General features: G+C 70.5%; 9 protein-coding genes. 7 read left to right on the plus strand and 2 right to left on the minus strand.

Going from position 1 to position 13151, the window contains the following annotated elements:
- Window positions 1-20: 20 nt before the first annotated feature.
- Complete coding sequence (locus ACFVS9_RS05275) at window positions 21-1988, plus strand: ATP-dependent DNA helicase (RefSeq protein WP_389930175.1); 1968 nt, start codon at window positions 21-23, stop codon at window positions 1986-1988.
- 158 nt (window positions 1989-2146) lie between these two features.
- Here the strand turns inward: ACFVS9_RS05275 and lexA are convergent, their stop codons facing one another.
- Window positions 2147-2944 (minus strand): transcriptional repressor LexA, encoded by a 798-nt coding sequence (gene lexA, locus ACFVS9_RS05280; RefSeq protein ID WP_073748110.1) that lies wholly within the window; start codon window positions 2942-2944, stop codon window positions 2147-2149.
- 536 nt (window positions 2945-3480) lie between these two features.
- Here lexA and nrdR point away from each other — a divergent pair.
- Window positions 3481-3996, plus strand: a complete 516-nt coding sequence (gene nrdR, locus ACFVS9_RS05285) for a transcriptional regulator NrdR (protein ID WP_389930178.1) — start codon at window positions 3481-3483, stop codon at window positions 3994-3996.
- A 157-nt stretch (window positions 3997-4153) separates the two neighbouring features.
- Entirely contained in the window at window positions 4154-7063 is a 2910-nt protein-coding gene (locus ACFVS9_RS05290; protein ID WP_383117155.1) for a vitamin B12-dependent ribonucleotide reductase, read from the plus strand.
- A 212-nt stretch (window positions 7064-7275) separates the two neighbouring features.
- Here the strand turns inward: ACFVS9_RS05290 and ACFVS9_RS05295 are convergent, their stop codons facing one another.
- Entirely contained in the window at window positions 7276-7806 is a 531-nt protein-coding gene (locus ACFVS9_RS05295) for a TerD family protein (protein ID WP_389930181.1), read from the minus strand.
- A 204-nt stretch (window positions 7807-8010) separates the two neighbouring features.
- Here ACFVS9_RS05295 and ACFVS9_RS05300 point away from each other — a divergent pair, with 204 nt between their 5' ends.
- The 4 genes from ACFVS9_RS05300 (at window position 8011) to ACFVS9_RS05315 (ending at window position 12889) form a co-directional block, all read left to right on the plus strand.
- Complete coding sequence (locus tag ACFVS9_RS05300; protein WP_383118396.1) at window positions 8011-8616, plus strand: YdbC family protein; 606 nt, start codon at window positions 8011-8013, stop codon at window positions 8614-8616.
- A gap of 93 nt (window positions 8617-8709) precedes the next feature.
- Entirely contained in the window at window positions 8710-9369 is a 660-nt protein-coding gene (locus ACFVS9_RS05305; protein WP_383118397.1) for a histidine phosphatase family protein, read from the plus strand.
- A 12-nt stretch (window positions 9370-9381) separates the two neighbouring features.
- Entirely contained in the window at window positions 9382-10293 is a 912-nt protein-coding gene (locus ACFVS9_RS05310; protein WP_383118398.1) for an ADP-ribosylglycohydrolase family protein, read from the plus strand.
- 727 nt (window positions 10294-11020) lie between these two features.
- Window positions 11021-12889, plus strand: coding sequence for a DUF4153 domain-containing protein (locus ACFVS9_RS05315; protein WP_389930185.1), 1869 nt, complete (start codon window positions 11021-11023; stop codon window positions 12887-12889).
- Window positions 12890-13151 lie beyond the last annotated feature (262 nt).

A 13151-nucleotide genomic window follows, 5' to 3' on the forward strand; every position in this document is an offset into this window, starting at 1 on the left:
CGCCGTAGGCTGGGCGCGCTATGACGAAGCCATCTCTCCCCGAGCTCCTCCACGCCGCCGTGTCCGCTGTCGGCGGTACGGAACGGCCCGGCCAGGTCTCCATGGCCGAGGCCGTTGCCGAGGCCGTCGACGACAACGCCCACCTGCTCGTCCAGGCCGGCACCGGCACGGGCAAGTCCCTCGGCTACCTGGTGCCCGCGCTGGCCCACGGCGAGCGGGTCGTGGTGGCCACGGCGACGCTGGCCCTCCAGCGCCAGCTGGTGGAGCGTGACCTTCCGCGCACGGTGGACGCACTGCATCCGCTGCTGCGCCGCCGGCCCCAGTTCGCGATGCTCAAGGGCCGGTCGAACTACCTCTGTCTGCACCGGCTCCACGAGGGGGCGCCGCAGGACGAGGAGGAGGGGCTCTTCGACCAGTTCGAGGCCGCGGCCCCGTCGAGCAAGCTGGGCCAGGACCTGCTGCGCCTGCGCGACTGGTCGGACGAGACGGAGACCGGGGACCGGGACGACCTGACGCCGGGCGTCTCGGACCGCGCGTGGTCCCAGATCTCCGTCTCCTCGCGCGAGTGCATCGGCGCCACGAAGTGCGCGTACGGTGCGGAGTGCTTCGCGGAGGCGGCCCGTGAGCGGGCCAAGCTCGCCGATGTCGTCGTCACCAACCACGCCCTGCTCGCGATCGACGCGATCGAGGGCGCCCCCGTGCTGCCCCAGCACGAGGTGCTCATCGTCGACGAGGCCCATGAGCTGGTCTCCCGGGTCACCGGCGTGGCCACCGGCGAGCTCACCCCCGGCCAGGTGAACCGGGCCGTGCGCCGTGCGGCGAAGCTCGTCAACGAGAAGGCGGCCGACGCGCTGCTCACCGCCTCGGAGGGCTTCGAGCGCGTCCTGGAGCTGGCGCTCCCCGGGCGCCTCGAGGAGGTCCCGGAGGACCTCGGCTACGCGCTCATGGCCCTGCGCGACGCCGCCCGTACGGTGATCTCCGCCCTCGGCGGCACCCGGGACAAGTCCGTCCAGGACGAGGACGCGGTGCGCAAGCAGGCCATGGCGTCGGTCGAGTCCATCCACAGCGTCGCGGAACGCATCACGCAGGGCTCCGAGTACGACGTCGTCTGGTACGAGCGCCACGACCGCTTCGGGGCATCCGTCCGGGTCGCGCCGCTGTCCGTGTCCGGACTGCTGCGCGAGAAGCTGTTCGCCGACCGCTCGGTGGTGCTGACCTCGGCCACCCTCAAGCTCGGCGGTGATTTCAACGGGGTGGGGGCGTCGCTCGGACTCGCTCCCGAGGGCACGGCGGGCGATGACATCCCGCAGTGGAAGGGCCTCGACGTGGGCTCGCCCTTCGACTACCCGAGGCAGGGCATCCTGTACGTCGCCCGGCACCTGGCCACACCGGGCCGGGAGGGTTCCCGCACCGACATGCTCGACGAACTGGCCGAGCTGGTCGAGGCGGCGGGCGGCCGCACCCTGGGGCTGTTCTCCTCCATGAGGGCGGCCCAGGCCGCGGCCGAGGAGCTTCGCGGGCGCCAGGACAAGCCCATCCTGCTGCAGGGCGAGGAGACGCTCGGGGAGCTGATCAAGAATTTCGCCGCCGACCCGGAGACGTGCCTGTTCGGGACGCTCTCCCTCTGGCAGGGCGTCGATGTCCCCGGACCGAGCTGCCAGCTCGTGATCATGGACCGGATTCCGTTCCCCCGGCCCGACGACCCGCTGATGAGCGCCCGGCAGAAGGCGGTCGAGGAAGCGGGCGGCAACGGCTTCATGGCGGTGGCGGCGACGCACGCGGCGCTGCTGATGGCACAGGGCGCCGGCCGGCTGGTCCGGGCCATGGGCGACAAGGGAGTGGTCGCCGTGCTCGACCCCCGGCTGGCCAATGCCCGCTACGGGAGCTACCTCCGGGCCTCGCTGCCCGACTTCTGGTACACCACGGACCGCAACCAGGCACGGCGCTCGCTCGCCGCCATCGACGCGGCGGCCAAGACAGCTAAGTGAGCAGGGGCGGGCCCGCGCGGCACCCCGGGCGGGGGGCCGCCGCGAGGCGCCCGCCCGATCCCGTGTGCGTCCGCCCGACCCCCGTCAGGGGTGCGGACGCGTCAGGGCCCCGGGACCGGCGCAGGGGTCCCGGGGCCCAGTCCGGACCGGCGAGGAGCTCACACCCGCCGCAGCACTGCCACGACCTTGCCCAGGATCGTCGCCTCGTCACCGGGAATCGGCTGGTAGGCGGAGTTGTGCGGGAGCAGCCACACATGCCCGTCCTCCCGCTTGAAGCGCTTGACCGTCGCCTCGCCGTCCAGCATGGCCGCCACGATGTCGCCGTTCTCCGCGACGGGCTGACGGCGGACCGTGACCCAGTCCCCGTCCATGATCGCGGCCTCGATCATCGAGTCGCCGACGACCTTCAGCACGAAGAGCTCACCGTCGCCCACGAGCTGGCGGGGGAGCGGGAAGACGTCCTCGACGGACTCCTCCGCGAGGATCGGCCCACCGGCGGCGATGCGGCCGACCAGGGGCACGTACGAGGCCGCGGGCTTCCCGGTGGTGTCCGTCGGCTGCGTGCTGGGCTGGTCCGAGCCCCGAACCTCGTAGGCGCGCGGCCGGTGGGGATCGCGCCGCAGGAAGCCCTTGCGCTCCAGGGCCATCAGCTGGTGGGCCACGGACGAGGTGCTGGAGAGTCCCACCGCCTGACCGATCTCACGCATCGACGGGGGATAGCCCCGCCTCTGCACGGAGTCCCGGATCACCTCGATCACGCGCCGCTGCCGGTCCGTGAGCCCCGAGCTGTCCGCCCGGATCCCAGGAGGGCGGCCGGGCAAGGATCGCGCGGGTCGCGCGGGCTCTGGCCCCTCCGCGTTCATGACTGAGTCATTCATGGCATGCACCGGCTCAAGTCGGCTCTGGGAGCGGTGGTCCTGGGCAGTGATGGTGGCACTGTCTGCGGTGGTGGTCACGTCGGCCCCTCTCGAATGGTCTCCCTAGTTAGGCAACGGTAGTAGCTTTCGAAAGGTTGCGCCAAACACACGTTCGAGTGAAAAACAAATAAAGGGCTGTTGCGTGCTTGCCGAGAGGTGTATGAGCTGATGCCGTGGACCGGAATCGCGCCCCGGTCGCCCGGATCACGCTAGCGCTCCGCCGGCCCGTCCCGGTGTGCGGGGGTGTGTGCCCGCGCGCCGCCGCCGTGTGTCCGTGCGAACCCTGTCCAGGAGGGCCGCGGCGCGCCCCCGGATCCGGGTGCCCCCTCGCTTCCCGTACGCTCGTGCCGGGCCGTAGGCTGCCTCCCGGTCCCCCGGGGAAGCGCGACACGCGCGGGGGGCGGAGGTGACGCAAAACCCTAGATGTAGTGGTTGCATTGCTCTCGCCACCCACAAGTAGTGGTCCCCCGTCCGTCGGGGTGGAGTTCATCGCCTATGCTGGTGACTGTCCTCAGGGGCCCCGAACGGGGCACGGAGGGCTATTCGGTCGTGCTGTGTGAGGAGGGTTCGGAGATATGCACTGCCCCTTCTGCAGGCACCCCGACAGCCGGGTCGTGGACAGCCGCACGACGGACGACGGGACGTCGATCCGGCGGCGCCGTCAGTGCCCCGACTGCTCCCGTCGCTTCACGACGGTGGAGACCTGCTCGCTGATGGTGGTCAAGCGCAGTGGCGTGACCGAGCCCTTCAGTCGCACCAAGGTCATCTCGGGGGTCCGCAAGGCGTGCCAGGGGCGACCGGTCACCGAGGACGCCCTGGCGAAGCTCGGCCAGCGGGTCGAGGAGGCCGTGCGGGCCACGGGGAGTGCCGAGCTGACCACCCACGACGTGGGTCTGGCCATACTCGGCCCCTTGCAGGAGCTCGACCTCGTCGCGTATCTGCGGTTCGCTTCGGTGTACCGGGCCTTCGACTCCCTCGAGGATTTCGAGACCGCCATCACGGAGCTCCGTGAGCAGCGGCCCCCCGCGGACCGGTGCGGGAGCGGCGAGGCCCTCGAGGTCCCCGCCCCCGCCGCAGTCGCCGCTGATTGATCACCTGGCCGGCCCGCAGGGGCGGCGGAGCCCGCCGGCGGGCGGCACCAGACCTGCTCCAGGACGCCGTGCGTGGCGTCCGGAGCATCAGACACACACTGTGCCCTGGGAAGAACTGGGCACTTCAGGGCGTTTTTGCCCACATATGGGAGGCGGCATGACAGAGACGGCGAGCGGCCCGGCACGAGGTTCCCGCACCAAGGGAGCCAAGTCGACTGCGACCAAGCAGGGCCTGCGCATCGAGCGCATCCACACGACTCCCGGCGTGCATCCGTACGACGAGGTCGCGTGGGAGCGCCGTGACGTCGTCATGACCAACTGGCGCGACGGCTCGATCAACTTCGAGCAGCGTGGCGTCGAGTTCCCCGACTTCTGGTCGGTGAACGCGGTCAACATCGTCACCAGCAAGTACTTCCGGGGGGCTGTCGGCACGCCCCAGCGGGAGACCGGTCTGCGGCAGCTGATCGACCGGATCGTGAAGACGTACCGGAAGGCCGGCGAGGACCACGGCTACTTCTCTTCCCCCGCCGACGCCGAGATCTTCGAGCACGAGCTGGCCTACGCCCTCCTGCACCAGATCTTCAGCTTCAACTCGCCGGTCTGGTTCAACGTCGGTACGCCCCAGCCGCAGCAGGTCTCGGCCTGCTTCATCCTGGCCGTCGACGACTCCATGGAGTCGATCCTCGACTGGTACAAGGAAGAGGGCATGATCTTCAAGGGCGGCTCCGGCGCCGGCCTGAACCTCTCCCGCATCCGCTCCTCCAAGGAGCTGCTCTCCTCCGGCGGCAACGCCTCCGGCCCGGTCTCCTTCATGCGCGGCGCCGACGCGTCCGCAGGAACGATCAAGTCGGGTGGCGCCACCCGCCGCGCGGCCAAGATGGTCATCCTCGACGTCGACCACCCCGACATCGAGAACTTCATCGAGACCAAGGTGAAGGAGGAGGAGAAGATCCGCGCCCTGCGCGACGCGGGCTTCGACATGGACCTGGGCGGGGACGACATCACGTCCGTCCAGTACCAGAACGCCAACAACTCGGTCCGTGTGAACGACGAGTTCATGAAGGCCGTCGAGGCCGGCGGCAAGTTCGGCCTGCGCGCCCGGATGACCGGTGACGTCATCGAAGAGGTCGAGGCCAAGTCCCTCTTCCGCAAGATGGCGGAGGCCGCCTGGGCCTGTGCCGACCCCGGCATCCAGTACGACGACACCATCAACCAGTGGCACACCTGCCCGGAGTCCGGCCGCATCAACGGCTCGAACCCCTGCAGCGAGTACATGCACCTGGACAACACGTCGTGCAACCTGGCCTCGCTGAACCTGATGAAGTTCCTCAAGGACGACGGCGAGGGGCACCAGTCCTTCCAGGTCGAGCGCTTCGCCAAGGTCGTCGAGCTGGTCATCACCGCGATGGACATCTCGATCTGCTTCGCGGACTTCCCGACCCAGAAGATCGGTGAGAACACCCGCGCCTACCGCCAGCTGGGCATCGGCTACGCCAACCTGGGCGCCCTGCTGATGGCCACCGGGCACGCGTACGACAGCGACGGCGGCCGCGCGCTCGCCGGCGCCATCACCTCGCTGATGACCGGTACCTCCTACAAGCGCTCCGCCGAACTGGCCGCGGTCGTCGGTGCGTACGACGGCTACGCCCGGAACGCCGAGCCGCACCAGCGCGTCATGAAGCAGCACGCCGACGCCAACGCCGTCGCCGTCCACGTGGACGACCTGGACTCGCCGGTCTGGGCCGCCGCCACGGAGGCCTGGCAGGACGTGATCCGCCTCGGCGCGAAGAACGGCTTCCGCAACGCCCAGGCCTCGGTCATCGCCCCGACCGGCACGATCGGTCTCGCGATGTCCTGCGACACCACCGGTCTGGAGCCCGACCTCGCCCTGGTCAAGTTCAAGAAGCTCGTCGGCGGCGGCTCGATGCAGATCGTCAACGGCACCGTGCCGCAGGCCCTGCGCCGTCTCGGCTACCAGCCGGAGCAGATCGAGGCGATCGTCGCCCACATCGCCGACAACGGCAACGTGATCGACGCCCCCGGTCTCAAGACCGAGCACTACGAGGTCTTCGACTGCGCGATGGGCGAGCGTTCCATCTCGGCGATGGGCCACGTCCGCATGATGGCGGCCATCCAGCCGTGGATCTCGGGCGCTCTCTCCAAGACGGTCAACCTGCCGGAGACGGCGACCGTCGAGGACGTCGAGGAGGTCTACTTCGAGGCCTGGAAGATGGGCGTCAAGGCGCTCGCGATCTACCGCGACAACTGCAAGGTCGGCCAGCCCCTCTCCGCCAAGACCAAGGAGAAGGAGAAGGAGGCGGTCACCGCCAAGGCCGAGGACACCATCCGTACGGCCGTCGAGAAGGTCGTCGAGTACCGTCCGGTCCGCAAGCGTCTGCCCAAGGGCCGCCCGGGGATCACCACCTCGTTCACGGTGGGCGGTGCGGAGGGCTACATGACCGCCAACTCCTACCCGGACGACGGTCTCGGCGAGGTCTTCCTGAAGATGTCCAAGCAGGGCTCCACCCTCGCGGGCATGATGGACGCCTTCTCGATCGCGGTCTCGGTCGGTCTGCAGTACGGCGTGCCGCTGGAGACCTACGTCTCCAAGTTCACGAACATGCGCTTCGAGCCGGCCGGTATGACGGACGACCCGGACGTGCGGATGGCGCAGTCGATCGTCGACTACATCTTCCGCCGCCTGGCGCTCGACTTCCTTCCGTTCGAGACGCGCTCCGCGCTCGGTATCCACTCGGCCGAGGAGCGTCAGCGCCACCTCGACACCGGTTCGTACGAGCCGGCGTTCGGGGACGACGACCTCGACGTGGAGAGCCTGGCCCAGTCCGCCCCCGTGCGGGTGGAGCCGCTGAAGGCCGTCGCGGCGCCCGAGGAGACCGTGGCGGAGAAGCCGGCCCCCAGGGCCGCGCACACCTCGGCCGAACTGGTCGAGATGCAGCTCGGCATCAGCGCGGACGCGCCGCTGTGCTTCTCGTGCGGGACGAAGATGCAGCGCGCCGGGTCCTGCTACATCTGCGAGGGCTGCGGCTCGACCAGCGGCTGCAGCTGACGCCGCGGGAGGACCGCACCGGACAGGACGTCCGGTGCGGTCCTCCCCGCTGGTCAGCGGCTGATGAAGGGGACCGGCCGTCGGCCGGTCCCCTTCGGCATGCCTCACGCCGGTCCGGAGCGCTCTCCCTCCTGGTCCTTGGGGGAGGGGCGGGGCGGCCCCACCTGCCGGGCGTCAGTCCGAGCGGGCGGGGCGGCCCCAGCTGCCGGGCGTCAGTCCGAGCGGCTCCCCATCTCGGCCGCGAACGAGTCGGGATCACCGTCGAATCCGCGTACTCCCGCGTGGAAGCCCCAGGATCCCGAGCCGTCCCGGACGAACTCCGCGACGACCGCCGCAGTGGCGCCCGCCACGGACGAGAAGTCGTCCTCCGCCAGATTCGTGTAGCCCTCGCGGACCTGCACGGCCGTGCTCTCTATCTGCCCGAACGTCTTGCGGCCGTCCCGCTGCTGGATCGCCACGCCGACGACGACCCTGGCGTACGCGTCCGAGAGCCGGTCCAGTTCGAGTGTCATGACCTCGTCGAAGCCGAAGCCCTGTCCCGTCCGGCTGTCCCGGTTCAGCGTGATCGTCCCGTCCGGGGACCTGCTGTCGAAGTGCACGAGATAGGCGGGGCTTCCCTGGGGCGCGTCGGCCTCGTACGTGGCCGCGATGATATCGAGGTCGTTGGCGGGCTCACCGACGGCGCTGGGGTCCCATTTGACCCTCACCTCGACCTTCTCGATGTCCTTTTTGGGAGTGCTCATCGAACGTGCCTCCTCGCTGCTGGACCGGCGAACCTCTTCCATCCTCAGATCATGTCCGTAACTGTCCGTGGATCCAACCTCGTTGGAAATGGACGGCGTATTCGGGCCATGGTGTGGCCGGTGAGTGTGTGCTGCCGGTGGAGGCCGGCAGCTCCGGGCACCGGGCGGGATCCGCGCCACGCCCGGCGCCGTACGATGGCGCGTGTGCTGGTCAAGTGGATTCGCTGCACCGTGGTGGACAACCACGGTTTCGAGCGGGAGCAGCGGAAGTGGGCGGGGCTGTCGGGTGAGCCGGGGTTCCTGGCGCAGGGCGGCGGATGGAGCCGGCTCCAGCCCAAGGTCGCCCATGTGTTCGCGTTCTGGGAGAACCGTGTCTTCTACGACTCGTTCATGGCCCGGGGCCACGACCGGCTGGCCGCCGCACAGTCCGGAATGTACACGGACATGAGGGTCAACCTCTTCGAGTACCGCTTCGACGTGAAGACCGGTTTCGTCCCGGACTTCACCGACGCGGACGTGGTCAGGGTCGCTCACAGCCGCGTGCGCGAGGACCGCGTGGACAACTACGCACTCATGCAGCAACGGGTGTGGAATCCGGCCATGGCCGGGTCCCCCGGGATGCTGCGTGGCCTCTTCGGGGAAGCGCCGGGCAGTGAGTTCCTGGTGCTGTCGATGTGGCAGTCGAGCGCCGAACGCGGCAAGTACCGCCCCGAGGGCGTCGCCCGGCTCTCGGCACGGGCGGAGACCGAGCGGGACGTCGAGTGGTTCAGCGGGGACGTGGTGCGGCTCGAACCGTCGTGGACGGTCTGACCGGCGTCCGTACGGCCGTTTCCTTGGTCACACAGGGCCGATGGAGCCCGCACAGGCGCTCGATCGCGCCGGACGGCATCTAGGGTTCGGTACATGGCACGACCGCAACGCATCGTTCTCGTCCGGCACGGTGAGTCCGAGGGCAACGCAGACGACACGGTCTACGAACGCGAGCCCGACCACGCGCTCAGGCTGACCGCGAAGGGCCTGGCCCAGGCGCGGGCGACGGGCTCGCGGCTGCGGGAGACGTTCGGTGACGAGCACGTGAGCGTCTACGTCTCCCCCTACCGCCGCACGCACGAGACGTTCAGGGCGTTCGCCCTCGAACCGGAACACGTGAGGGTCAGGGAGGAGCCCCGGCTGCGCGAGCAGGACTGGGGCAACTGGCAGGACCGTGAGGACGTCAGGCTGCAGAAGGTGTACCGGGACGCCTACGGGCACTTCTTCTACCGCTTCGCGCAGGGCGAGTCCGGGGCCGACGTGTACGACCGGGTCGACGCCTTCCTGGAGAGCCTGCACCGCAGCTTCGAGGAGCCGGACCATCCGCCGAACGTCCTGCTGGTCACCCATGGGCTGACCATGCGGCTCTTCTGCATGCGCTGGTTCCACTGGTCGGTGGCGGAGTTCGAGTCGCTGTCCAACCCCGGGAACGGCGAGTCCAGGACCCTGCTGCTCGGCGAGGACGGCCGGTACACGCTCGACCGGCCCTTCGAGCAGTGGCGCACCCCTGAGCCGTACGGCCGCACCGGATAGAGTGGAGGGGCGATGACCGCTGACTCCGCTTCCGACCGCTTCGAACGCGCTCTGGCCAGCCTGCGTGGACTGTCCGTGGGAGATGCCCTCGGCTCCCAGTTCTTCGTACCGGCCCACTACCCCCTGCTCAAGAACCGGGAACTGCCGCCCGACGGCTGGCAGTGGACCGACGACACCGAGATGGCCTGCTCCGTACTCGCCGTACTGGCCGAGCACGACCGCATCGACCAGGACGTGCTCGCCGATTCCTTCGCCCGGCACCACGACTTCGACCGGGGCTACGGGCCCGCGGTGAACCGGCTGCTCAGGCTGGTCAGGGAGGGTGGCGACTGGCGGGAGCTGGCGTCGGCCCTCTTCCAGGGCCAGGGCTCCTGGGGGAACGGCTCGGCGATGCGCATCGCGCCGCTGGGCGCCTGGTACGCGCACGACCCGGAGCAGGCCACCCACCAGGCCGAGATCTCCTCGTACACCACCCATCAGCACCGGGAAGCCGTGGTCGGGGCCATGGCCGTCGCGGCGGCCGCAGCCCTCGTCGCCGCCCCGGGAGGGCCCCCGACACCGGAGGGCCTGATCGACGGTGTCGTCGCCCTCGTGCCGCGCAGCGCGGTCGGCGCCGGGCTGCGCAGGGCGCGGGACATGCTCGACTACCGTGACGCCGGGACGGTCGCGGCGGTCCTGGGCAACGGTCGCCGTACGAGTGCGCACGACACGGTGCCGTTCGCCCTCTGGTCGGCGGCACGGAGCCTCGGTGACTTCGCACAGGCCTTCTGGGTGACGGCACAGGCCGGCGGTGACATCGACACCACGTGCGCGATCGTCGGCGGAATCGTCGCCGCCGAGCCGGCCGGGGCTCCTCCGGCCGACTGGCTGGCCCGGACCGAGCAACTGCCCGACTGGGTCCCGTCGGCTCCCGCACGCAGCTGACCGTCGGGGCTGACCGGGCGGGGCTGTTTGCCGGGGGCTGACCGGGGCGGGCGTGCTCGATGGGGACTGACCGGGGCGGGTGGGATCGATGGGGACTGACCGGGCCCGACGTGTTTCTTGGTGGCTGACCGGGTGGGGCCTGTTCGCTGGTGGCTGACCGGGTGGGGCGGGCTCATCGGTGGCTGACCGGGCCGGGCCTGAGTTCCGGCGGCGACCGACCGGGCTGGACAGGACCGTCGGTGAAGGCCCGGGCTGGACAGGACCGTCGGTGAAGGCCCGGGCCCGTCGGTGCTGGACAGGACCGACGGTGAGGCCCCGGTCCGGGTCTGGCAGGCGATTCGGCGCCGCCTCCTGTGTGGGTGTTCAGCGGTCAGGGGTTCTGGGTTGTTGCTCGTGGGCGACGGTCGGTGGTCAGCCTTCGGCTTCGAGTAGGCGAGATCCAGAGGACCCACGGCCGGCGTCCCTCCACCTGTGTCGGCGTTTCCCGCGCCCCGGCAATTCCTGCCGCACCCGGCGTTTCCACCCGGCCTTGCCTCTCCCTTCCCCGCACTTCCACTGTCACGGTCCTGCCACAGCGCTGGACCCGATCGGTCGAGCGGCTCTCGCCGGACTTACTCTTTCGGCCACGCCGCCCTCATCGATCTTGGTGGGCGTGCGCCTAGAGACGCCGGGGCTGCCGCGCCGCGATGTGGCCGTGCGAGCGGACCTCGGTGGGGGGAGGGGTCCCATGTCCGATCAGCCGTCCGATGAGTCCAGCCGGCCCGGTGTGCCGCCGGAGCCCGGCGCTACCGCGGAATCCGGGTCCGCCGCCGTCGGCGATGCGGGGGGATCCGCGTCCGGCCCTGTGCGCGGGCCGGAGGGCGAGACGGGGGTCCCGTCGCCCGGTGCGTCGTCCGAGGGCGGGACGGGTTCCCCTCCCGGTGCGTCGTCCGAGCGGGCCGACCGGGCCGAGGCGGGGCTGCCGGCGCGGGCAGCCACCTCACCGGTACCCCCACAGAACGCGGGCCCGGACGTGCCGAAGGTGCCCGCCTACCTCCGGACGCCACAGCGGGCCGACGCCCGGCAGCGACGGGGGCACCAGCCGCAGACCGACGCGCTCGCCCGTCTGCGGGCCGCGTCCGTACCCGTGATCGGCCTGGGCACCCTCTGGTCGGTTCTCGCCACGGCCCTGTTCAGCGCCCTGCTCCTCGGCGAGGGGCTGGGACCCAACCTGCTGATCGTGGCCGCGCCCGCCGCCCTGGGCGCCTTCTTCGCCGCCCGCTCCGCCGGCCGCAGGCTACGGCCGTGGACCGCCGTCTGGGCGCTGGGCGGCCTGGCGCTCCTGGCGGTCCCCGCCCTGCGTGAAGCGGGGTGGCCCGTCTTCCTCGCGATGGTGTCGGCCCTCGCGCTGGGCTCGCTCGCCCTGCACGGAAGCCGCAGCTGGCCGGGAGTGCTGCTCGGATCCCTGGGCCTCTTCTCCTCGCTCGGAACGGGCGTGCTCTGGGGATGGCGCGGGGTACGCGCCCGCGCGGACGACTCCCGGGGCCGGGTACGCACCGTGGTGCGCACCACGGTGGTGGCCGTCGTGCTGCTCATCGTGTTCGGTGCGCTCTTCGCCTCCGCGGACGCGGCCTTCGCCGACCTGCTGGGGAGTCTCACCCCCGACGTATCGGTCGGGGGCAGTCCCTGGCGCCTCTTCCTCTTCGCGCTCGGACTTGCCGGAGCCCTCGCCGCCGCTCACAGCGCCGCGGCGCCCGTGCGCTGGGACGGCATCACGGTCCGGCCCGGCACAGCCAGGAGCAGGGTGGAGTGGGCGCTTCCGCTGATCGTGCTCAACCTGCTCTTCGCCGCGTTCGTCACCCTCCAGCTCGTCGTCCTCCTCGGCGGCTACGACAAGGTGATGGAGGAGACGGGCCTCAAGCCGGCGGAGTACGCCCGCCAGGGCTTCTGGCAGCTCCTGTGGGCCACGATGCTCACTCTGGTCGTCATCGCGCTCGCCCTGCGCCGGGCCCCGCGGGGAGGACCGGGGGACCGGACCCTCGTCCGCAGCGTCCTCGGTGCTCTGTGTGTGCTGACGCTCGTCGTCGTGGCGTCCGCGCTGCGCCGCATGGACCTCTACGTGGACGCCTTTGGGCTGACCCGGCTGAGGATCTCCGTGGCCGCTGTGGAGCTCTGGCTCGGTGTGGTGCTGGTCCTCATCCTGGCGGCCGGCGTCTTCGGAGCCAGGCTTCTGCCGCGTGCCGTCGCCGTGAGCGTGGCCGCAGGCGTGCTCGCCTTCGGGCTGGCCTCGCCCGACGGGCTGATCGCCGAACAGAACGTCACGATGTACCGCAGCGACAGGACGATCGACATCGACTACCTCAAGCGGCTCTCCGCGGACGCCGTCCCGGCCCTGAACACGCTGCCGGAACCGCTGAGGTCCTGTGCGCTGGAGAACCTCCAGCGCGATCTGGCGCGCCCTGCGGCTCCCTGGTACGCCACCAGCTGGGGCGAGGCCAGGGCGCGGGACATCCTCGAGAAGCAGCCGGTACTCAACCACGGGACCAGGTGCTACGAACTCGGCCGGGTCGCCGACGAGCGGCACGGTTACGAGGAGGACTCCTACGATCCGCACTGACCGGTGCCGTCCCGTTAACCGGACCGCGCGGCCCCAGGGTCCTGACCTCCAGACTCCCCGAAATCCGGACTCTCCGGCCCTCGGCTCTCTCCGGCCTTCGGATCTCTCCGGCCTTCGGATCTCTTCGGCCTTCGGATCTCTTCGGCCCTCAGATACCTCGGGTGTCCGGCGCCTCCGGCCCCAGATCCTCCGGCCCCAAGATCCGCGAGCCCCAGATCCTCGGGCGTCCGGATCGGTCCTTTTGCTCACAGGCCCCGCGTCC

Source organism: Streptomyces sp. NPDC058008 (genome assembly GCF_042886395.1).
Taxonomy (GTDB): Bacteria; Actinomycetota; Actinomycetes; order Streptomycetales; family Streptomycetaceae; genus Streptomyces.

Coding starts and splice junctions, on each gene's coding strand:
- ACFVS9_RS05290 (WP_383117155.1), top strand. CDS start 4,154: ATGACAGAGACGGCGAGCGGCCCGGCACGAGGTTCCCGCACCAAGGGA.
- ACFVS9_RS05315 (WP_389930185.1), top strand. CDS start 11,021: ATGTCCGATCAGCCGTCCGATGAGTCCAGCCGGCCCGGTGTGCCGCCG.
- ACFVS9_RS05310 (WP_383118398.1), top strand. CDS start 9,382: ATGACCGCTGACTCCGCTTCCGACCGCTTCGAACGCGCTCTGGCCAGC.
- nrdR (WP_389930178.1), top strand. CDS start 3,481: ATGCACTGCCCCTTCTGCAGGCACCCCGACAGCCGGGTCGTGGACAGC.
- ACFVS9_RS05295 (WP_389930181.1), bottom strand. CDS start 7,806: ATGAGCACTCCCAAAAAGGACATCGAGAAGGTCGAGGTGAGGGTCAAA.
- ACFVS9_RS05275 (WP_389930175.1), top strand. CDS start 21: ATGACGAAGCCATCTCTCCCCGAGCTCCTCCACGCCGCCGTGTCCGCT.
- ACFVS9_RS05305 (WP_383118397.1), top strand. CDS start 8,710: ATGGCACGACCGCAACGCATCGTTCTCGTCCGGCACGGTGAGTCCGAG.